The sequence below is a fragment of the Coleofasciculus sp. genome (assembly GCF_046565525.1).
Taxonomy (GTDB): domain Bacteria; phylum Cyanobacteriota; class Cyanobacteriia; order Cyanobacteriales; family Coleofasciculaceae; genus Coleofasciculus.
Map to the genome: position 1 here is coordinate 20,006 of NZ_JBKHUP010000071.1, position 23,088 is coordinate 43,093.

Annotated in this window: 14 protein-coding genes and 1 pseudogene; 8 read left to right on the forward strand and 7 right to left on the reverse strand. The window is 44.8% G+C overall.

Annotated elements, in window-relative coordinates:
- The first annotated feature begins 101 nt into the window (after positions 1 to 101).
- Positions 102 to 1,409 carry a pentapeptide repeat-containing protein gene (locus ACLGGO_RS23385; protein WP_446421101.1) on the forward strand — a complete coding sequence of 436 codons (1,308 nt, stop codon included), beginning with the start codon at positions 102 to 104 and terminating at the stop codon, positions 1,407 to 1,409.
- A 170-nt stretch (positions 1,410 to 1,579) separates the two neighbouring features.
- Here ACLGGO_RS23385 and ACLGGO_RS23390 read toward each other — a convergent pair whose 3' ends face one another.
- A complete protein-coding gene (locus tag ACLGGO_RS23390; RefSeq protein ID WP_446421102.1) occupies positions 1,580 to 2,965 on the reverse strand; it encodes an HlyD family secretion protein in 1,386 nt (461 codons plus the stop codon).
- 360 nt (positions 2,966 to 3,325) lie between these two features.
- Entirely contained in the window at positions 3,326 to 4,765 is a 1,440-nt protein-coding gene (locus ACLGGO_RS23395) for a hypothetical protein (protein ID WP_446421103.1), read from the reverse strand.
- A gap of 69 nt (positions 4,766 to 4,834) precedes the next feature.
- Here ACLGGO_RS23395 and ACLGGO_RS23400 point away from each other — a divergent pair, with 69 nt between their 5' ends.
- Positions 4,835 to 5,068 carry an AbrB/MazE/SpoVT family DNA-binding domain-containing protein gene (locus tag ACLGGO_RS23400; protein WP_446421104.1) on the forward strand — a complete coding sequence of 78 codons (234 nt, stop codon included), beginning with the start codon at positions 4,835 to 4,837 and terminating at the stop codon, positions 5,066 to 5,068.
- The gene (locus ACLGGO_RS23405; protein WP_446421105.1) at positions 5,056 to 5,502 is read left to right on the forward strand and encodes a type II toxin-antitoxin system VapC family toxin; all 447 of its coding nucleotides are present in this window, start codon (positions 5,056 to 5,058) and stop codon (positions 5,500 to 5,502) included. Before ACLGGO_RS23400 ends, ACLGGO_RS23405 begins: the two co-directional genes overlap by 13 nt.
- Positions 5,503 to 5,732: 230 nt before the next feature.
- On the opposite strand, the gene ACLGGO_RS23410 is transcribed toward ACLGGO_RS23405, so the two are convergent.
- The 3 genes from ACLGGO_RS23410 to ACLGGO_RS23420 form a co-directional block, all read right to left on the reverse strand.
- Positions 5,733 to 10,655 (reverse strand): S8 family serine peptidase, encoded by a 4,923-nt coding sequence (locus ACLGGO_RS23410; RefSeq protein ID WP_446421106.1) that lies wholly within the window; start codon positions 10,653 to 10,655, stop codon positions 5,733 to 5,735.
- A 507-nt stretch (positions 10,656 to 11,162) separates the two neighbouring features.
- On the reverse strand, positions 11,163 to 11,363 hold the full coding sequence (locus ACLGGO_RS23415) for a hypothetical protein (RefSeq protein ID WP_446338501.1): 201 nt from the start codon (positions 11,361 to 11,363) through the stop codon (positions 11,163 to 11,165).
- 162 nt (positions 11,364 to 11,525) lie between these two features.
- Positions 11,526 to 12,446 (reverse strand): PEP-CTERM sorting domain-containing protein, encoded by a 921-nt coding sequence (locus tag ACLGGO_RS23420; RefSeq protein WP_446421107.1) that lies wholly within the window; start codon positions 12,444 to 12,446, stop codon positions 11,526 to 11,528.
- Positions 12,447 to 13,152: 706 nt separating this feature from the next.
- On the opposite strand from ACLGGO_RS23420, the gene ACLGGO_RS23425 reads away from it, so the two are divergent.
- From ACLGGO_RS23425 to ACLGGO_RS23435, 3 genes are all read left to right on the forward strand, one after another.
- Positions 13,153 to 14,487 (forward strand): AAA-like domain-containing protein, encoded by a 1,335-nt coding sequence (locus ACLGGO_RS23425; RefSeq protein WP_446421108.1) that lies wholly within the window; start codon positions 13,153 to 13,155, stop codon positions 14,485 to 14,487.
- A 99-nt stretch (positions 14,488 to 14,586) separates the two neighbouring features.
- Positions 14,587 to 17,037 (forward strand): CHASE2 domain-containing protein, encoded by a 2,451-nt coding sequence (locus ACLGGO_RS23430; RefSeq protein ID WP_446421109.1) that lies wholly within the window; start codon positions 14,587 to 14,589, stop codon positions 17,035 to 17,037.
- A 30-nt stretch (positions 17,038 to 17,067) separates the two neighbouring features.
- A complete protein-coding gene (locus ACLGGO_RS23435; protein WP_446421110.1) occupies positions 17,068 to 17,811 on the forward strand; it encodes a DUF928 domain-containing protein in 744 nt (247 codons plus the stop codon).
- A 236-nt stretch (positions 17,812 to 18,047) separates the two neighbouring features.
- Here the strand turns inward: ACLGGO_RS23435 and ACLGGO_RS23440 are convergent, their stop codons facing one another.
- Entirely contained in the window at positions 18,048 to 21,077 is a 3,030-nt protein-coding gene (locus ACLGGO_RS23440; RefSeq protein ID WP_446421111.1) for a CHAT domain-containing protein, read from the reverse strand.
- 86 nt (positions 21,078 to 21,163) lie between these two features.
- Here ACLGGO_RS23440 and ACLGGO_RS23445 point away from each other — a divergent pair, with 86 nt between their 5' ends.
- Positions 21,164 to 21,484 carry a DUF433 domain-containing protein gene (locus ACLGGO_RS23445; RefSeq protein ID WP_446421112.1) on the forward strand — a complete coding sequence of 107 codons (321 nt, stop codon included), beginning with the start codon at positions 21,164 to 21,166 and terminating at the stop codon, positions 21,482 to 21,484.
- Positions 21,477 to 21,812 (forward strand): DUF5615 family PIN-like protein, encoded by a 336-nt coding sequence (locus ACLGGO_RS23450; protein WP_446338508.1) that lies wholly within the window; start codon positions 21,477 to 21,479, stop codon positions 21,810 to 21,812. Before ACLGGO_RS23445 ends, ACLGGO_RS23450 begins: the two co-directional genes overlap by 8 nt.
- A 68-nt stretch (positions 21,813 to 21,880) precedes the next feature.
- Here the strand turns inward: ACLGGO_RS23450 and ACLGGO_RS23455 are convergent.
- Positions 21,881 to 23,088: pseudogene (locus ACLGGO_RS23455) on the reverse strand (filamentous hemagglutinin N-terminal domain-containing protein); the annotation flags it as partial.

The following is a 23,088-nucleotide window of genomic DNA, read 5'->3' on the forward strand; positions in this document are numbered from 1 at the left end:
TTAAAAGTCAAAACTCAAAATTCAAAACTCAAAACTATTGTAGGTTACTGTTTTCTTGAGCTAAGCTGCGACAGGAGAGCAAGTGAAGAGGTTAGCAGTCAATGGCAAATGAAGAACATGGGGCTCTACTCAAACAAGGCGTAGAAACCTGGAATCAGTGGCGGGAGGAGAATCCGCAACTCGTACCCGATTTGAGTCAGTCGGAGCTAAGCAGAGCTAATCTGAATGAGGCAAACTTTAGTGGGGTGAACCTCCAGAATGCTGATTTGAGAATGGCAAATCTCACTGATGCGAATCTCCAAGGTGCGGATCTCAGTGGCGCAGATCTCCGGGGTGCTAACCTGAGAGGGGTTAACCTAAATCAAGCCAATCTAACGGGTACGGATTTAAATGGAGCCTATTTAACCCTAGTTAATTTTATTGACGCTAATCTTACGGCTGTTAACCTGAGTGAAGCGAATCTGAGAATTGCTAACCTCAGTGGTGCTAATTTGAGTGAAGCGAATCTGAGAATTGCTAACCTCAGTGGTGCTAATTTGAGTGAAGCGAATCTGCGGATGGCTAATTTAAGTGAAGCGAATCTGCGGATGGCAAATCTCAGTGAAGCTAACTTAGAAAAAACCCAAGTCTTATCGGCGAACTTCAACAAAGCGATCTTAACAGGAACCTGCTTGCAAGAGTGGCAAATCGACAGCACCACAAACTTAGATGAAGTAATTTGTGATTATATTTACTTGCAAACGGGTCAACAAAAACGCTATCCCAATCAGGGAACTTTTACGCCGGGAGAGTTTACTGAGTTATGGCGTCAGCATCTCAACACGGTTCAAGTAAAAGTGAGTCCGGAGGTTACCCAAGTTCAAGATTCTCCAGTCCAACAAACGAATGCAGTCGTCGCCAGTGTACCAGAAGTCAAAGTCGAAATCCAACAGCCACACCAACCTCCAGTCAATTACACCGCAACGGCTAGCGCACCGGAGATTAAAGTTGATATTCAACCACCTGTTTATCACAGTGTAATGCCTAGGGTTTCAGAGGGAGCAGATAACAGTTCCCAGCCTCCTTCCCCAAGCGACAGCACGATTATCCAACCTAATCTACAACAGGCGGTATCTGAAGTTCACCGACTTCTAGAACAACTGGATCAGGATCTCTCCGAACCAAAATGGTCAGAAGTCGCCGCAGAAATTCAGCAACTTTTGCACGAATTGACTCAAACTTGTCCGACAAGAACACCGTTAGAAAAAGTGATTGCTGTCGCCGCCGCGATTAAACAGATTGAGAGTAATCCTCCCCTAAAAGTCAAGGTTGTAGAAGCGGTACAAAGTGCCGGAATTACCCGACTACAAGAGTACATCGAGCATCCTCTAAGTAAGATTTTACTGCCCGCGATCGCAGAATGGAACTAAGTGGGTTTGTAGTAAAGGCTAAAGCATTTAGATTTTGTTGGGTTTCGTTCCTCAACCCAACCTACAAATGTGTACAAATTTGACATACTCCCTTTTACCCCTCCCTAACCCTCCCCTTGGCAAGGGGAGGGAACTCGAACGACTTTGGTTTGGGGATTAAGAAAACAATTTTAGATAAAAATTGGACGCACAACTTTGAGAACTTCATGCTTGAGTTTAGCAAATAGGGTCATCGGTCGAGTTTCTATGGAGACATAACCCGTCATTCCCGGTTTCATGGGATTCGTGTCATCATTAGTAATCGAAAGTCGTACTGTCCATATAGGTTTAATTTGGTTTTCATCGGATTGGAGGGCTGAGGAACTATTTTCCACCGCCGTGGTATAAGGTTGCAGTTCTCCTTGTTTATAGAACTTGACTTTATCTCCTCTGAGGATAAACTTTTCATCTTCTTGGCGAATCTTGGCAATGACGGTTAAGTCAGATAAATCAACAATTTCCATGATTTTTTTACCCGCAGAATGCCAAGTATTTTTCAGCAAGTCTAAGTCTTCGGTAATGATAGTTCCCGTTGTATCTGCGACTAAAATAAGTTGCTCTCGCCGGGATAGTTGACGCTGAACTTCTGCGGTTAATTCTTCGATTTGACGCTGACGATCCTTAACCACAATTTGGGCGGCGTTAAGATTTTCTTCAACCGAAACTCTGGCGGCGGTGGCGGCGTTTAATTCAGCTTGGGCGCGGGTTAATTGATCGTTAATTTCTTTGATAATGGATTGAATTTGAGCTTGTTTTCTGCTAATTAAACTGGTCAGTTCAGCCAGTTCAGCTTGGCGGCTATAAGTATCATCCAGAAGTTCATCAACACGAATCGCCGGAATCACTGAACTCCCCGCTTCTTGGTTCACAGCTTTAATCGTTTTCAGACGCTGCTGACGAAGGGAGAGACTGGCAGAAAGTTGTTCTTTTTTCTGGTAAAGTCCTTGAATATCCCGTTCTAATGCTTGAATTTGGGGGGGAGAATTTCCTTGATGAATGCTAGCAAGTTCGTGCTGAACTCTATTAGCGGCTTGACGGGCATTGTCTTCTAAGACTAGCATTTCAGTATGGTTCGCCCGTAAATCTTCGACTAATCGCAAGGCGTCTTGTAAGGCGGATTGGGCTTTTCCCAGTTCAGTTTGGGCGTTTGCGATCGCGCTTTCGATCTCCTGGCTTTCTAATTGTACGAGTTTATCACCTTTGTGGACAGGTTGATTCGGTTTTACATAGATTTCTTTAATCACACCAGCCACTTTTAAGGTAACATCTTGGCGGGCGTTTGAGGTAGAGGTGATATCTGCTTCTCCGCGTACTGAGTGAGGGAATTCGGGGATAAAGGTAACGTATCCGACACCTGCGATAATTGCGGTAATTAGGAGCCATTTTTTCAGGTTAACAGATGCTCGTTTTTCCGGTTTTGGCAAAGCCGGGGAATCTGATGCTGGTTGTACCGGGGGTTTAGGTTGTGGCGGCACAACTTTCAGTTGATTTTGACGAGAATTAATGGAAGTATTCATGATGAAATAATCCTGAATTTAATTTTCCTGTAGGGGCGGGGGTCATTATTATCATTTCTTACCTTACCCAGAGGTAACAATAATTTAGATTTTCCGTAGGGGCGGGTTTCACCATTATCCTTTCTTCTTTCACCCCGATGTAACTAAACCCGCCCCAGCCGAGTGAAATAATTTAGATGTTCTGTAGGGGCGGGTTTCACCATTATCCTTTCTTACCTCACCCCGATGTAACTAAACCCGCCCCAGCCGAGTGAAATAATTTTAATTTTTCCGTAGGGGCGGGTTTTACTATTATCGTTTCTTCTCTCACCCCGATGTAACTAAACCCGCCCCGAATCAACACCTAATAAATACATAAAATCATTGATCGCGGGGAAAATAGAAATAAATCGCCCAGACAACCAACAAACTCATCGCCAGAGTTGGAATATTAGCAAAACTCCAGCCTACTACTCGATAGAGAATAAATCCGAAAACGAATTGCAGATAGAGGAAGCTAAACGGGGCATAAGCTGCTAGAATCCAGGCGTCGCGGGGACGTTCTTGGATGGGTTTCCGTCGCAGCAGATTGCCATAAAACTTAAAGGAACGACTACGTAAATTATTAATCCCAGTTAGGGCAACGGCGAGATAATAGCCATCAAATTTAGCCAAAGGATTGAGGTTAAGGGCAACCGTAAATAATGCCGCCCCCATTAATAGATAACTGGTGGTAAATAGCCAACTCCCGGATACAGAACCATTCCATAACCAAAGCGCGATCGCGGCAATAATCAGTTGACAGAGAACCCCGGCGGCGACAACCAGAACTCGTTGATATTGTTTCATCAGACAATAAGCATCACTGGTATTTGTATACGCCGCAGGCATGAGAAACATGAAAAATACTCCCATTTCTGATACTTGCAGATTCAGGTGAGTAACTTGATTGGCATAATGTTTTAGGGTGAAGGCATGACCGAGTTCGTGGAGGGAAACCACGAGTAAGGCGAGGAGGATAAAAGGGAGAAGTAAGTTGCTACCCTCTATAGTGATTAGTTTTTGTCCAATCGCTAAAATTTCCTGACGCTGGTGCAGTCCAATAATTAGAGAAACCGTTAAAAATAGACCTAATGTGAGAGCAAAATGCTTTGTCCAAATCCAGGACAGGTTATTAACATGACGGCTTAACCAAGAATCGGGATTAAACAGGGGAATGCGGAAATATAACAGTTGTAGGGGCGTGAATTTGCCTCGGCGGGGTTTCGGGGGTTTGGTTCCTTCTAGCATGGCGGTGGCGGCGAGTTGCTGGAGTAAGGTTCGCAGTTGGTTGGGGGGAATGTTATAGGTTTGGCAGATAGCATTGGGGGGGAGGTGTTCGAGGGCGTTAATTACGGTTTTGGTTTGGTTGTTGAGTTGGAGAAAGGTTCTATCTTCGGGGTTACGGAGTATCCAATAGTTGTCGGTGTGTTGAATCCATTGCAGGCTGGATTTGAGATGGGGTTGATTGGGATTTGGATTTAAGGATGGGGTAGGGTAGGGTTGGTTTAGGTGGGAGGGTTCTGGGGCTAGAATGTTGAGGGTGATTAATTTTTGCAGGAGTTGTTTGACGAAATTGGGTGGGAGGGTTTCGCCGAGTTTCTGTTGGATTTGGTTGACGGTATAGTGTCCGGTGAAATAGCGTAAGGCTTGGGCTTCAGGGGGAGAGAATTGATGGTGATGGTGGTTATCTGGGGTGTGAAGGATGAATTGGCTGGAGTCTCGTTGTTGGCTGAGTTTCCAATAGGTTGTTATATCGGGACAAATCCAGTTGTTATCCATAGTTTGTTAGTTCCGGATAAACGATAAAAATTGCTATATGATTGGAATCAAATGATTCAGGTTTAGCCGATGACTGTGGCTCAAGTGAGTAGCAATTATGAAATTGAGATTCCGGTGACGGTTCGAGAAGCATTAAAGCTGAAGCCGGGGGATGCCTTAGAAATCAAAGTCGTGGATGGTGCTGTGGTGATGATGCCCGTTCCCAGTTACACATCGCGCCTGTTTGCCAAGCATCAAAATCTCTGGCAGGGGGTGGATGCTGTTGCCTATATTCGTGGGGAACGGGAGTCATGGCGCGATTAGATGACCTGGATGGGGTTGCGATCGCTCTCGACAGTGTGATTTTCATTTATGCTTTAGAAGGAAATCCAGAGTTTGGCGAACTAGCTCGGAAAGTTTTAGAGATGATTGAGCAAGGGAAGTGCCAGGGGGTTGCCTCTGATTTGGTGCTGGCTGAATTAATGGTTAAACCCTTGCGAGATGGATATCCGGACATTGCCGAAGAATATGCTCAGGATTTACCCCATTTTCCTAATCTGAGGTTTTGCCCGGTGACTCAGGCGGTGGTGATTGCAGCCGCCCGGTTACGAGGGAATAGCAATCTAGGCTTGATTGATGATCTACATTTAGCGACGGCTGTGGAAGCTGGATGCAGGGTTTTTCTAACCAATGATGCTACACTTCGTTCTCCCAACGCGGGTTTAGAGATTTGGATGCTTCGAGATATTGAAGATTGATGGATTGAGATCATCAGAAATTGGTGCGTATTCAGGGGAAGGGCGATCGCTCTAGGGATTGGCGCAAACCAGGAGAGAGAGGGCGATCGCACCTGGCAGACTATCACCTTTAATTCGGGTGTAGGGGCGACCCGCTTGCATTAATTAACAACGGTGTCCGCTTAATTTGATCGGGTCGCCCTTTATTCAATTCCCGGTGTCAAACGGTGGTTTTTGAGCGGTTATGTGCGTTATTTATACAGTTTCACAAGTCCCTTTCTTACGGCATTTTGAAATACAGTTGGTACATGAAGCCGACCACTATTAGCAGGAGATTGAGGATTCAAAGGATTAGACATATTAACGTATGCTCGATTGTTATGCACTTCTACATGGGTGTGAGATCCGTAACTTGCACCTGTGTTACCTTCTTTTCCAATTAAAGAACCTGCTGCAATAGTTTTACCTTGTAAATTCTCATTAATTGAACCTTCGGCTAAATGCCAATAGATGAATGTTTGGTTAAGCTCTTTATTGTAGATAGCAACCGTTCCATTGTATCCCCAATACTTAGAACTAACTTCTTTCCCATTTTTGGCTTCAATTACTTCACCGCCAACTAAGGCATAAATCCCCGGGTTACTATCTCCGTCTATCGAATCAACTGCCTCACGAATAATGTGATCGTGATTGTGGCTGTTAGACCCCAATCTATTGTTGATATTGTCTTGATACAGTGCATTCAAGTAGTCAGCATTTGTGTAAATGTAATTTGGATTAGGATTAGTACCACCAGTATTGCGTTTCACCTCCGCATTTAAAACCAAGTGATAGTTTCCACTATCACCAGATTGAGCCTTGACCCGAACATAGTATTCGCTGTTTGCTTTCAACTCATATTCGTCATAAGTTGACTTCCGATTCCGAGAATTAACTTTCTTCAACTCCTTGCCATTCTTGTCATACAAAATTAACTCAACATCTCCCTCCAGAGGTAAACTACCACTACCACTTGGATGACGAACGGCAAATTGTAAGAGTCGAGGATCGGAGCCAGTGGAAAATTTGTAGTAATCCAGCTCACCAGTCGGTACTCCGACGTGGTCATTCACCGTAACCCGTTTCCCTCCAATTTGACCTAGATTCCGAGCATCAGATCGAGTCTGCCCTGCTTGATCTAAGTTATGAACAAAGGTGTAAGAAGATGAAGGCATTGATGGCTTAGGAGTCATCACAACCCGATACTTACCAGGTCGAAGAGAATCATAGCGAAATACACTGTTACCAGTGCTATTTGGATTGACAGCAACCCATTGCCCATTCTGTTGTCGGTAAATTTTAGAGGTGTAGTGAATGGAGTCAATTATCTTACCATTGACATCTCGCACTGCTGTGTGTAGGGTGCGATCTGTCGCATTACTATCAACCCGGAAATTATACTCAAGTTGACCCGTCAAACCTTTAAACTCATGCCGCCCAGATTGCGCCCAGAGTTGTTCAAAGTTTAAGACCAGATCGTAGTTTGTTCGAGAACCATTCCTTGCGGTGACTTCAATATAGTATTTGCTATTAGGTTTCAGGTTTTCGGCTGCGAATGTAGGCTTGCGGTTGACAGAATCAACTGACAATACTTTATTACCATTAGAATCTAACAACCTCATCTTGATATCACCATCCAGCAGCCGATTCTTGGTTTCTTGATTCAAATCACTGTATAAACTACGAACAGCAAACTGTAAGACTGGCTGGAAATTACTGGTGGTAAAGGCATATAAATCTTTGTCACCCTGCGGAACACCCACATGATCGCTGACAATGATGCGCTTACCATCAATTTTTCCATACTCTCGGTTCAAGTTGCGGGTTTTTGCCAAGCTATCCCCAGCTTGGTCTAGATTCACAATCATTTCATAGGGAACGTTCGCTTTGTCCTGTGCAACGTCCACTTTAATGAGATATGTTCCAGCCCGTAAATTCTGGAAACTTGCATAATTGTCATCAGGATTAACGCCAGTCAGGGGGACTTGTTGCAGCCGACCATTACCGAGGTCACGATAGACTGTGGTGCGTAAGTCTGGGTGAGTCAGCACTGTATCTCGCGCCGCCAAATGCATGACATTTTTACTACCCTTTAAATCCACCCAGTATTCGCTACTACCCCGCATATTAGGATAGATGTGACGACCATCCGGAACATCAATAATATTGACTGGGGGGGTTGGTTGCCAAATTGGATAAATGGTTTCAGGTAGGTCAATATTAGGAAGTTGATGCCCTGTCCCAGTGAAATAAGTAATTGCCTTTACCCCGTTCCAGATAATATAGCCGCCATCAAAATAGTGAACGGCAGGCACATTCATTCCGTCAAATGCTTTCCAGTGAACCTGGATGTCTTCCAGAGAGTTATCCAACTCTCCTTGATTAGTTTGATAAGCTTTAAGGATTGCCTCCTTAGCTCGCTTTTCTGCCACTTTCTTAATCAATTCTGGGAGATCTGTGATGGGTGAATCTTCATCCGGAGGCTGTGTTGGTGTTGGACTGGGAAGATAGTCAATAATCGGCACTTCTTGACCTTGACTGCCTTCCAAAAAGTTCATGATCAATCGATATTCATCAATTTTGGAATGGTTTCCACGATTGACTGTCAAAACATAGGAACCAGGACTGAGTTTTCCATCTGAACCCGCGTAAAGCATATTTCCATCAGATTTACCCTCCAGGACAACTTGACCATTCTTGCGAAGAACGGCACTTCCCATAAAGTTCAGCGAAAACTGTAGCGGAGTCGGTTCATCAATCGAGAATGCAAACGTGTCACTGGGATTATTATCATTGAGCCAGCCGTAATACCACCGCCGCCATTCTGGAGGCACAATCACACTCTGAACTGCCCGTTCACCTGGCGTAAACACCCCTTCACCACTCCAAGTTTCAGGACTTAAGATAGCTGGTGTACTGTGTTCCCGGGCTGTCGTGGCTTTCGCCAAATGAACCGCCGCCGCTATATTCAACAAGCCAGCACCTGTCTCAGCATCATGACTCGTACTGCCCAAATCCGTGGCTGTATTCTTAATAATCTCAACCACCTGGCGGTAACTCAACTCAGGATTCGCCGCCCAAACCTGGGACACCGCCCCCGTCACCTTCGCCGTGGCTACGGAAGTCCCCGCCATACCGCTGGTTCCTTCCCCAGTCAAGGACAACTGGGGATTATCCGCAGTTCCGCCATAAGCCATTACATCCAACCCATGACCATAACTGGAATAATCCGTGCGGTCAGACCCCTTCCAAACCGACGTTTCGGGGTCAAACTGTTCCGCCGCCCCCACGGTGAGGATATTGTCAAACTCCTGAGAAGCCTGTCCTAATACCGACATCACATCCCCATCATTGCCAGCCGCCACCACTAACATGACATTATTCTGACGGGCATACTCAATCGCCGCCCGTTCCATTGGGGTAAACTCATAACGAGTGGTAACGTTTCCATCCGCATCAATTTGGGTTAAATCTAAACTCAGATTAACTACAGCATTGGGTTGTCCCGATTCTTGCGCCGCATCAACAAATTCCACTAATGATTCTGCCCACTTGCCAGAACCAACAGCACGCCCAACCCAAAGCGGCGCATCATCGTTAATCCCTTCAACGCCAATATCGTTATCTTGAGTCGCCCCAATAATTCCTAAGACATGGGTGCCATGTTCATTCCCCTCACCAGCTTCCATCAGAGGGTTATTATCGCCATCAATCCGGTCTTGCCCTAAACTGATTCGGCTATAGTCAATATCAGGGTTATTTTCACTGAAGCCTGTATCAATAATGCCGACTAACGGCTGATTTTCCTGGGGAAACTCATACTGGACAGGTTCAGCGAGTTCAGAAGCTGTTGTGGGTTCGGTAACGATTTCACTATTGTTAACAGGTTCATCGATAACAACATCCGTTGATTCTTCAGTCGTGGGTTCGGTGACGATTTCACTCTCATCGACTGGACTGTCATCAGTTGGAGATTCTCCGACTAATTCATCGGTTAATAGTCCACCATCATCAGGCGTATCTGGAGTAATATAAGGTCTGGCATAAGTTGTCAATGCCTCACCCATATCTGTACCGCGCCAATCGTGATTGGGGTCAACCACATCATCCATCAACGCGGCTTTACCTGTAGCCCCCCGCACCTGGAAAACAATATCGTTATAATCCTGGTCATTCCAATCAGCATCTACGCGCAAATCTTCCATAACAAACGTGCTACCATCGCCCGTAACATCGGCAATTTGTCCAGTATGGAAGGCATCTTCTGGATTTGCCGTTGCCATGGAAAATAGGGGACGTACTGCACCCCCCGCATCCGGGTTATCAAAGACCTGCTGCACCGTACTATTTGGTACTAGCATTACGCCAAATTCATCTCCTGGACGCATTTGGAATGTTTTTACACCCAAATACTCGCCAGCGTTATCATTAACTTCTGCGAGTTCATCAGAAAACCGTGCGCCTTCAGTTTGATCGGCAATGGCAATATGACCTAATTCTGAATCACTCAACGCACGAGAGGCGGCTTCCTGGATAAATTCCTCTGAACCGGGTTCAAATTCATCCATGCCATCTAAACTAAAGATGGCTAATTCTCCCTGATAGTTACCCCCATCAAAGAGGAAATCAATACTCACGTCTCCGGTTTCACCGACGGTGAATGTGCCAGACTCAAAGGTGGGATTGATAAAGGGAATATCTTCAAGTTGATCCGTTAACAGTGGCGTCTCTGGCGTCGTTTCGGCAATGCTATCAGCGGTATCTTCTGGGATTAAATCGACATCCCCATCCCCATGGCTAAAGGTTTGACTATCCTCATCTGAGATATCCCAATCCTCACCCAATTCTGGGAGTTCGGGGGTATCAATGTCCATTGTCGCTAAGTCGGGTGTATCATCAATGCCATCCACCAAACCACTGGGGGTGTACATGGGTTCGAGGATAAACGCTTGTAGCAATACGGGAGACTTGTCAACCAGGGATTGATTATGAGGGGGTGATTTTGAGCCGAATAAACCATTCCAAAAACTCGTCAGCCATCGGAAAACACCATTGTGCGATCGCGCCTTGGTGCTGGATGCTGTAGACGGTACAGTGGCTGTCTGTTTACTTGTCGCTACATCTGAACTTTCCATAGAATTATTTTCCTTAAAATCATGATCTAGAACTATATTCATTAAAAAGGGGTTTCTTGGCGCAGAACCCCCCGCAAGGTATCAAGTTCAATCTGGTTATTGCTATCAGAAGGTATCAGAAGGTATCACAACCTGGCGGTGGGGAGTGTGAAAGTTACCCCCTTTTTGAGGAGGCGATTGAAATCGCTGCTACACAAACCAAGTCCGCCTGCGCGGACTGAATTATAACGGGGGTGGGGATGATTGATTTTTAGGTAATTTGGATAAAATAAGGATATCGACCATTTATTCTCGGCGTAAGAGAAAACTGGTATAAGGGCACGACACTGTCGTGCCCCTACGAACATGAATTAGTTCCTTGTTCCCTCCCGGTTCCCTCCCCTTTATAAGGGGAGGGTTAGGGTGGGGTTGATCAGGGGAGGGTTAGGGTGGGGTCAGATCAAGGTATCGCTTTCTTTTTGAAGCTCAAGTTGACACATAAGACAGACCTGCGCCCTACCCTGTATTCTATGTTGTTTCAGCGCTCAATTCTCGCGACTTTTGCCGCACCATTCCCGCAATTACGGCTTGTTGTAATTTCATAAAGGCGTTGATGTCTTCTAAACCATATTTCGTGGTTTGTAGTAATTGCCGGAGTTGGTCTTCTGCTTCAACGCTAAGATAACCATTGGTGATAGCTTGTTGGACAATTTGCCGAATTAAAATCATTGTCTTTATCCCTCCTTGGAAACTGTCATTAACGACGGCTAGGAAACTTTGCTCAAGACTCTAACTTTTCACGGGAAGCCTAGAAACCTTCGTCGGGGCGGGTTTAGTTCAATCTGGGTGCAACCGAAAAGTAGAGACGTTCCATGCAACGTCTCTACTTGTTTACATCCGACGACGCTTACGAATTTGACTGGAAAAAATTAAGCCTACGGTGGCTAACCCAAAGACTGTACTCGGTTCAGGTACAGACTCACAGTAATCCCGTTCGCAAATACCGGATTTGTCAAACTTAAAGCCAATATTGTAATTGCCATCAAACTTATCTAAGTCGTAACCTGCCGTTATTAAATCAGAATCACTCAGATAAATAATATCGGCAATAAACTCTCCCGATGCAATAGAATTGAGACTTTGACCTTGATCAAAATAGGTTGTTGTGGCAGGTAAATCACCAAAACTGGGTTCACATAAACCGGGAATACAGTTTCGGGTAACTACAGCATTATTATAGGCTTCTAGGCTGCCAAAACCATTGTTTTCTTTTGTAACACTTTTGGCGGTGACATTGGCATATAGACCAACTTTAGGTGCGCCTGAATCACTGTTGGGAGAGAAACGAACGGCAAATAAATCACCGACTTCGCTCGCTGTGGTAAAGTCTTGATCAGTCAAGTTTATGAATAAATCACCCCAACCCGTATTCCTGTCATCCGCGCCAGTTCCCTCTACACCGGTTAAAGGCATATTGCCATTGAGGACAACAAAAATGCTATCGACTGTTTCCTTGACAGACATCCCGTAGAGTTCATAGCGATTATCTTTGCCGCCAATGATATCGCCATCAACGCCATCATTGGGGGAATCTTCACTATTTTGCCAGTCATAGTCATCCTTGGGGTTTTCTTCGATCACTAGCGCTCCACCATCGTTGAGACATTCAGCAGAGACATTGAGAATATCTCCTTCATTTAACGCTCTTAATGTGGCGGCTTTTGCGGCTTCTCCTGTGGTCACAATTAAGCCAAGTGCAGCGGTTAAACTGATCAGTTTTGTGGCAAGTAATGGTGTGTTACTATTAGACATCGTTTTCTCCTTGAACCGATTATCGGTGGAATAAGCGTTTCTGTTGAATGCAAATAGGTATCTGTAATTTTGCAACGGAAACACCTGTAGTTAGATTGGTGGGGGCAGGTTTCAGGAAAAACTTTGACACTCTAAAGATAATTTAATGATTAAAACCAGCCCTCGCCCACTATCTGATTTTGGGCTTATCTAGAGGGAAGAATTTGACCGTTGTTGACTAGGGCTTTAATAGCGGTGCGTTACGCTTCGCTAACACACCCTACGGCTATGAATATGACTTTGTGGTTGACTTGAGTAATCCATTTTCGGAATTCACTGACTATAGAATACTCCATTTTGTACATAGGTTGGCATTTTATTTGTAAACCGATACAAACTCAGGATCATCATTTGCCATTTGTCCTTTGCCAGAAAATAGGGAATCCGGCGTTCTCATTCTTGCCTAGCTCCAATCAGTAGATTTTCGGACTATCCTTATTAAAGGGCAAACTTGCCAGCCCTAACCCCCTGAAACCTATCAATTTGCCCGCTAACCTATTGCATTGAAATTTACAGAAAGTATCAAAAGGTATCGAAAAGTATCAAAAGGTATCAAAAGGTATCACCGTTTTGAATCCGGGCGGGTTTTGTGGAGAAGTTATCGGTGGTATCCTCTGGTTATAGGCTAAACCTGCCCCTACCCGTTACCTTACACGGAATTTGCTATATGTTGTGGGATGCATTTCTAAAACGAGTCGCTGATGCTCATAATCTGTTTGGAGAAGATGAGCGACAAGCTTTCCTGGTTCGGTTTACTGAACGAAATTTGCCACGCTCTGATATTCAGGTGGCGCAGGATTTGAATATTAGTGAAGTGACGCTGCAACGGCGACTGGGAAAGGGAGTTTATACTCATTTGGTTACCAGTTGCCCTCAGCTTAATACTGATAAAAAGGGAAAATTTAAGATTGTCCGAGATTGGCTAAAAAAAGGGTATATGATCTGTCAATGCGATGGCAAAGGAGTGATAAAAGCAACGGCTTTTCCTCACCCCTCTCCAATCGCGAATCATCCTTACGTCGAACGCCCCCCGATTGAATCCCTCTGTTATCAAACTCTTTGTGAACCGGGTGCATTGATTCGGATTAAGGCACCACGGCAAATGGGGAAGACGGAGTTAATGGCAAGAGTTTTGAATTTGGCTCAACAACAAGGATATCGCAAAGTCTATTTAAATTTATGTCAACCGGAAGAATCGGTGGTGCAAGATCTGGATCAATTTTTGCGTTGGTTGTGTACAAATGTCAGTCGTCAACTACAAAAACCGCTACAACTCCAGGAATATTGGGATGGGGATCTCAGTAGTAATGATAACTGCTCAGCTTATTTTCAGGACTATTTATTAGAGCAAATCGATAGTCCCCTGGTTTTAGGATTGGATACGGTTGATCGCCTTTTTCCTCATTTGCCTATTGCCCAAGACTTTTTCGGTATGCTGCGGGCATGGCATGAAGATAGTAAAATTATCGATAATTGGCAAAAACTGCGATTAATTGTGTCTCATTCGACGGAAGCTTATATTCCGCTGGATATCAATCACTCGCCGTTTAATGTAGGATTAACCGTTCCTCTACCCGAATTTACAGCCGAACAAGTAACTGAATTAGCACAACAGCATGGGCAGGTATTAAGTAAGGCTGATGCCAGTTTATTAATCAATAGGGTGGGAGGACATCCGGGCTTAATTAAGCAAGCGTTAGTTGGACTCAAAACTTTCCGAAATACCACACTCGAACGGCTATTCAATGAAGCGGCGACGGATGCGGGGATTTATGGGAATTATTTGCGAAAGATTTGGCGAGAGTTGCAGGATAATCCAGCATTGATTCCGGCACTAAAGAAGGTGGTGGAGGCAAGCAATGGTGTAGAATTGGCGTCAAAACTTGCCTATCAGCTTGAAAGTTTGGGACTGGTGCATTTAACTGGAAACAAGGTAAGAATCAGATGTGATCTTTATCGTGACTATTTTGGCTCTCGATTGGCGAATTGGGCGGAGGATTAATTAATGTTCGTAGTAAAGGCTTTAGCCTTTGACGGGAGGCGAAGCCTCGCCAATGGCATTCCCTTTTCAGATCTGGGAACGAGGGAGGGTGAATGATAAATGACAAATGACTATCATGTTGGCGGAAGTTTACCGCCGACTGCGACGAGTTATGTGATGCGTTCTGCTGATCAAGAACTTTATCAAGGATTAAAAGCAGGAGAATTTTGCTATGTGCTAAATTCCCGACAAATGGGTAAATCTAGTTTACGAGTGCAAACCAAAAAACGCCTGGAAGCCGCAGGAATTGCCTGTGCGGTGGTTGATTTAACTCGCATTGGGCGTCAGGCGAATGAACAGCAATGGTATAAGGGAATTGCTTATCGTTTAGTTAGTGAATTGCGACTAGCGAAGCGCGTCAAATGGCGACAGTGGTGGGATGATCATGACTCCTTATCGCCTGTGCAGCGGTTGGGGGAGTTTATTGAAGCGGTTGTGCTGGATATTATTACTCAAAATTTAGTTATTTTTATTGATGAAATTGATATTACGCTGAGTTTATCCTTTCCAAGCGATGATTTTTTTGCCTTAATTCGAGCTTACTATAATGGACGAGATACAAAGAGGCGATGTCAGCGTTTAACCTTTGCATTATTGGGGGTAGCAAGTCCATCGGATTTAATCCAAGATAAAACCAAAACACCGTTTAATATTGGCAAAGCGATTGAATTACAGGGGTTTAAACTGGATGAAGCGCTGATTTTAACCAAAGGGTTTGAAGGAAGGGTTAAGCATCCGCGAAAGGTGCTGGAAGCGATATTATATTGGACGGCGGGTCAACCGTTTCTGACGCAAAAATTGTGTCAGTTGGTGCAACTGTCCTGTGACTCTCAGTTAGACAGTGTTATCGACAAGGATGGGTTGAGGCGAGTTATCGATTTCGGCGATAATTTTATGGGGAAAACCCTGGCGATAAGTCGGGCGGGTTGGGTTGCGTTTGGGGTTTTATCGAGAAGCGTTATGGGTAAAATTTGCCCCGACACCAATGAATGGGGGTTCGTGAAACAAATCGTGCGATCGCAGATTCTGGTAAACTGGGAATTCACGGATCATCCCGAACATCTGAGAACCATACGCGATCGCATCCTCCTCAGTCACCATGGTGCAACAGCGTTACTCCGCCTCTATCAGCAAATCTTACAACGGGGGGAAATCCTCGCCGATGAGAGTCACGAACAACAGGAATTGCTGCTATCGGGGTTGGTGATTCAACGTCAGGGTAAACTCAGAGTTCATAACCCTATCTATAAATCGATCTTTAATCGCCAATGGGTCAACACCCAACTTCCAGCACAAGTTGAGCATTCTGTCAAGACCCCAGCTTGGACAATTCCCGCCATCAGTGGGGTTGTCAGCGTTGTAGTGATTGGGGTGCGATCGCTGGGTTTATTGCAAGGGTTAGAATTGCAAGGGTTGGATGGATTAATCCGGTTGCGCCCAACCGAAGCCTTAGACTCGCGTCTATTGCTGGTGAAAATAACCGAAGCCGATATCAACAAATACCGCTATCCTTTATCCGATGACGTGCTAGTCAAATTATTGCAGAAACTGGAATCGATGCAACCGCGAGTGATTGGCTTAGACATCTATCGAGATAACCCAATTCATTATCGCGACGCACGGCGAGCATCATCCACCGATTTACCCACCTATCTGCGCCAAACCAATCGGGTGATTCATATCTGTAAAGTTAGCAGTGAAAGCGATAAAGGAACCGCGTCTTTCCCCGATATTCCGTGGGAAAATCTCGGCTTTAGTAATGTATTAGTGGATAGCAAAAACACCGAAACCGGTCCACTACGGCGTCAGTTATTATATCAAAGGGTTAGCTCAACCTCACCCTGTCTCACGCCCTACGCCCTTAATGTTCAACTCGCCTTTCGCTATTTAGCTACCGAGAATATATTACCAACATTTACCGCCAAAAACGGCAACTTACAGCTTAGAGATATTATTTTTGCCGATTTAAAACCCCGTGCTGGCGGATATCAACGCTATGATTCTAGAGGTCAACAAATCCTGCTCAACTACCGTGCGGTTCAACCCATCGCCCAATCCGTGACACTGACAGAAGTTCTCCAAGATGAAATTGATCCCCAATGGGTCAAGGATCGGGTAATATTAATTGGCGTTACCGCCACCAGCATAAAAGATAGCTTCCATACCCCTTACGGAGAAATGCGCGGCTTAGAAATTCAGGCGCATGGCGTGAGTCAGATTCTCAGCGCGGTACTGGATAAACGTCCCTTAATTCAACCAGGACATTTCTGGAGTGACGTATTGTGGATTGGGGGATGTTCCTTAGTCGGCGGATTATTAGTTGGCTTCATCCAAAAACGCCGATACCAGATCCTCGCCATCGGTACATCATTAGTTTTATTATCAGGACTCAGTTTAGTCTTATTAATTAACGGGTATTGGATACCCATTGTACCATCCGCTGTTGCCTTAATTGTTTGTAGTAAAGGAACCTTAGCCTTTTACAAGCCTCAAATAGTGACTACACTCTAACAAAAAACAAATAAAAAGGACAAATAACCAATGACCAACAAACTATTCAACCTCGCCATTATACCCATTGTGATCATCGCCCAGCGATCGCCCCTCGACGCCCTCATCTTTAACCAACCGCCACCCCCACCGGATAAAGACACACCAGGTCAACAATCGGATTCAGGAACCCGTGGACCTTGTGATGCACAACCAGAGTCTGAAGCCGATAACGAATTAGTGGCGTTTGTCCCCGCCATTGAAAAACCCGGGATTAGCTTGTCAGAAACTCATGTTTGGGGATTAACCAAGAGTAAACATCCGACATTTTGGTTTTATCTTCCAGCACCAGCAACATCAGCTCAAATCGCCCAATTTAGCATCGAAAATGAAGCGGATTACCCATCCAGCTTTCAATTCAATCTACCCCAAAGTCCCGGAATTGTTAGCCTAACTATTCCCACCAGTGAACCCCCACTAGAACCAGGTAAATGGTATTATTGGTCACTGAAACTCTATTGCCAAACTCAAGCATCCGCGCCTAACTTTTTTGTTGATGGCTGGATTAAACGGGTAGAGGTTGAGACACCCTTGAACGGTGATACTCCCCAAGACAAAGTTATCATTTATGCTCAAAACGGTTTATGGTTTGATACCGTCACCGAATTAGCTAACCTTCACCGCCAAAAGCCCCAGGAAACCGAGCCAGCCTGGGCAGATTTATTAGAATTTATTGGTTGGGAACAGCTTACCGAAAAGCCAATTCTTCCCTGCTGCACCTTGGAAAAACAGTAGAGAACATCCTCACACCTTACCCCTTACCTGACAATCTAAAAAATTGCCTAACAACTACAAACCCTCTCTGCGTACCTCTGCGTTAACCTCTGCGTTCTCTGCGTTAAAAAAACATAATCCTGACACCAATAACCAAACCATCAGCTGTGAAATAGATTTTACAGGTTGAATGGGCGCAAGCCTTGCGCCCCTACAGTTTTAACCTATTAAATTAGGTGCGCTACACCACGACAAATTTATCCTTGAAACAACGAGAGCCAATTTCCGATTAATACGAAGGGTGCCCAATAATAAGGATGCTGATAATTCGCATTCTTTAAAAATTCCTTCTGAACCATCTGTATCGCTTCTGCTTTGCTCATCGGTTCCGTAGAATTGGTTAACTGTTGATAGAGTAACCGAATAAAATCAGTGGTTGATTTATCATTCACTTCCCATAACGTAGCAATTGTACTCCGCGCCCCAGCACGAACCGCTATTCCCGCCAGCCCTAATGTCGCACGAGTATCCCCATTGGCGGTTTGACAAGCACTCAACACTAACAGTTCAATCGGATCAGGTAAACTTTCTTCGCGACTTTTGAGATAGTGACTTAATTCATTCACCTGAATCCGTTTATCCCATGCCAAAATAAAGGTTTCATTGGGATTAGAACTAAATTGTCCGTGGGTGGCGAAGTGAACAATGGAAAAGGGACGGGCGTTGATTTGAGTTTGCAGGGCTTGACTGGTAAATGCATCATTGAGTAGCTTTACATCTGAGGGAATTTGCGATAATTCTATTTCAACATTGGCGAGGGGTTGAAAGCTTTGATGGGGGGCGAAATCTGATCGCACCTGAGATAATCCAAACGCCAGCGTCTGTAAGGGTTGCTGGGAGAGGGGTACAGGGGCGAGTAACTGGGGTTCTCGATTCAGCGCGATCGCATACTTTTCAACTAGATACTGGTTCCCATCCCAAAGCACTCCCATAGGAACGGTTTGTAAGGCTCCATCTAGGACAAAAACTAAGGTGTTTATCCCATTAGTTTTAAGCTGAGTTTCAAAGGGAGCAATTAACCAATTATAGATCGGTTGAGATGTATTTTGAATTTCTTGAGTATAGCGAGAACTACGTTGGGGATTGGTAAGTTGAGCGCGGAGTTGATCGACAGTTTCTTCTATTTGACGGGGGGAAAGCTTGACGCGATGGTGTTGTAAGGTTGGGTGGGTTGCAGATTTAGAATGACTGGGATTAATTTTAGAGACGCGCCAGGGTGTAGAGACGTTGCATGCAACGTCTCTACATTGTTGACATTTGTCGTCGGTAATGTCTTTACATTCCGATGGCTGGGGTAGTTTGAGAATGACTTCTAATCGCTCGTCTAAAAGAATGGTATAAATAACCGCAGTATTGGGGGCGTGTTCGTCTACAATTTGGTCAATTAACGCCGGGGTAGATGGCGCACAGGCTTCTTGTAAGTAGTTCTCTAATTCGGCTAATTGCAGTTGCGCTAAAACCTCTCGGGCTTGAATTAAGTTTTGAGGCGATGGCGTTTCATCTCGTAAAAGCAAATCGATTAATTCTCGATAAATCGGTTCAATTTCATCTCGAAAGGAAAAGCGAACATCAGGGTTAAGGGTAGCTAAATCTGGGCGAATCGTATTGACTGTATTAACGGCGGCTTGATATGCCGCGATCGCACCCAATTCCCCTTCAATCTTTCCCTGGGATTTTCGCAAACGCCCCAGTTGCCATTGCCATTGATAGGCAATATCCCACGCCTGAATTGATTGACTAATTTGAATGGCTTGATTAGTTAAATTCTGGGCATCTTGAATATTCTGATTAGACTCGTATAGTTTACCACTAATTCCTGTCGCATACGCCTCGCTTCGCCGATCATCTAAATCGTGGGCTTGTTGAATAATTTGTTTATTTTTGTCAAAAGTTGTGGTTAATACGGTGTCCATCTTTTGCCAAAATATGTGGCGATGAAGTTGGGGAAATTGTGCCGCGTTTTGGCTAACCGTTTGCTGAATTTGCTTTAAGGTAACTAGAAGTTGGGAGAACTGAATTTGGCAATCAATGGCAGTGTGACTGGTGGGTAATGTGGTAATTTGAGTTTGAATTTGGATTAAATTCGGGAGTTGTGGCTCAATCTTTTCCTGCCACCATGTCTGAGCATTTGACCAGTGACGCTGATTGAGCAACCAGTATTGGGTATTGAGCAAAATACTCAGGTGATTTAGCTGAGATTGGATGGGAATTAGGGACGAATTTGATCGAGTTATTGCCTGTTGATAATAATCGGCAGCTTGGGCAACAGCATCCAGAACGGGTTGAATGTTCTGTAGAGAGGGACGAGTTCTTTCGTAGAGACTGCGCTGGTGATTATAGGTATCATTTGCCCAGTTGCCTAACCGGAAATAAGCCTCAGCAATGGCTTGGGGATTTTCCAATTTTTGCGCCAGAGTCAAACTTTTATCTAACAAATGTTTGGCTTGTTCTAAGTTGGTTAAATTATCTAACTTAAAATACTGTTTTAATGGCGACCAATTGGGATCTGAATAATTAGAGTTACCCACAACCCGCAGCAATTCTCCCAAATGAGACCAAGCCGTAAATTTTAGCAAAGAGTCGGGTTGACTTTGCAGGTGCAATGTTGCCTGAGTTAAACTTTTAAATGCCTCCCGTAACCGTCCTAAACTTTGCAAGGCTTGAGCTTGGTTAATTAAGCTGCCAATGCTTCCGGTTTCATCTCCCAAGCGGGTATAGAGGCGATGTACCTTTTCCCAGGTTTTTAGAGCATCAGCAGCGTTTCCCAGAGAGAGTTGTAGATGCCCTTGATTGTTAAGAACTTGAGCCAATATCAGGCTTTTTTCTGGGGAATTTGGCAGAGATTGCAGTTGGTTTAAACTTGTCGCGATCGCGTCTTTCGCCTCTTGCCATTTCCCTAATTGCTGAAAAGCCAAAGCCAGATAGCTTAAGACTCTCGCTTGTTGGAGTTGATTCCCTTCATCAGCCAATTGGGATGTAGCTTCTTGCCAGAGACTTGCCGCCTGAGTAAATTGTCCGTTTTTATAATAACGTTGACCTTGTTGAATTAAAGTATTTATATCAACGATAGGACTTTGGCTAAGAATTCGCGGGGGTTCTGTACTGAGTGCCGATTGACGAGTGAGATAAGTTTGACCCAAGCCAATCAATAGAGTGAAACAGATACCAATAAGCCCATATTTAAGGAATAGTTTCAGATGGTGCCATACAGACTGGGGTGTAATCATAACTTGGCGATCGGAGAACTCCTCTCTCTACTGTACACATAATATGATAGAATCACTAAAGTATTATTCTTGCCAAAGACGACAACATGCGGCTTCAATCCATAAGCACAGAACATATTGCCATCGATCCTGACTATTGCTTCGGTAAACCTCGCATTGCTGGTACAAGAATGCCAGTGGCTACTATTGCAAAACTCTATCTAGAGATGGGGGAATCTCTAGAAGATATTGCTCAGGAGTATGATTTATCCTTGGCATCTGTTTATGCTGCTATTGCGTATTATTACGATCATCGGGAAGAAATTGACGGTCATACAGCCGAAAGTGAAGCTTATGTTGAACAAATGAAGCGCAATAGTCCTCCTTCCCCTCTCCAAGAAAAGTTGAGAGCTATTCGCGGTGAGTAATCGGATTCGATTTCACTTAGATGAGCAGGTTAAATCTGTTATTGCTCGTGAGTTACGTCGTCGGGGTATTGATGTGACAACAACAGTTGAAGTTGGTTTACGTACTCAAAGTGATCAGGCGCAGTTAGCATTTATTTGTCAAGAGGAACGAGTACTTTTTACTCAAGATGATGATTTTTTGAGAATTGCTAGTTTGACCAGCGATCATCCGGGTATTGCTTATTGTCAACAAGGAACTCGTTCGATTGGACAAATTATTGAAAGTTTGGTGCTGATTTATGAAGTTTATACCCCCAAGGAAATAGTTGGGCGTGTTGAGTATCTTTAGAAGCCATCCAGGGCGTGCGCCGGGAAAGGGCGCACACCATTGGTGCAGGGCGCACGCGACCTGCGCCCCTACGGGACAATCGCTTCATTAGGTGCAGGACAAATCGGGGTTTGCCAGGAACTATACAGCGTGGGATTCGGTGCTGTCGCCACCAGTTCTACCTCTCCATTTTCCTTAATAATCCATCCTTGCGCTTCAATAATCTGAGTTGATTTTGTCGCCGTTTGCGGATTATTTCCCCCTGAATTAACCCGATTTTCTGTCGAACTTATCGGATCACGGAAATCAACCCAACCCTGATTATAACTACCATTATTAATTGGATTGGGCGGTAAACCGCCGCGCCCGGAAATAATAAATTCATTGCTTCCACGCCGTTGACCCACTTGACATCTTGGTTCAATTGGGTCTACAGATTGTAACTGGGGTAAAGGTTCAGGTTGAGGTCGAGTTTCAGTATTAATTTCTTCTGTCCCATCAATCCCCAATTCCGAACTAGCGGTGAAGTCACTCTCTGAAGTGCGGCGGTCTTCAAATTGGCGAAACCCTTCAATCAGTAAAGCCGTCGCCGAAATCGTCCCACCTTGACCCGCAAATGCATTAGCAACGACATCACTATTTTCCGAGAGAATTGCCAAAACAATTCCCCCAGCATTAATCGTAATATTGCCGCCATTGGCAGTCCCAAACGCTTCAGCCGCAATTTCACTATTGAAGCGCATAATAATAGAATCTGCCACATCTAAACGAATATTACCCCCTTCACTGGCAGTTGTCGTTGCCCGCAGGCGTCCTTGATTGATTAAAAAGATAGAATCAGCGGTAATCTCCAAGTCACCGGACGTCCCAGAACCGCTACCACTCACAGTTAATTGTCCGCCATTTTCCACGGTTAAACGACCCGTATTCAGGGTGATTCCTCTAGCATTCGCCAAACTTTGAGACTCAAAATATAAGCCGCTTCCTGTACCCCTAACCTCTACCGATTCCGAAGCGTTAACGTCTATAATTCCGCCCTCTCCGGAGTCAAAGGTTGTCGCGGATACTTGTCCACCGCCTTGGATAACTAATCGTTCGGTGTCTATCTTCAACTCTCCCGCATTACCGGAACCCGAAGAATCGAAGACTAAACGGCTAGGCGTTTGACCATTCGCCGACGCACCGCTAATTTCCACAGATTCAGAAGCATTCACGGCTAATTTTCCCGCTTCCCCGGTATTCGCCGTTGTCGCTGAAACCAATCCTCCATCTTTGACAATTAACCGACTCGTATCAA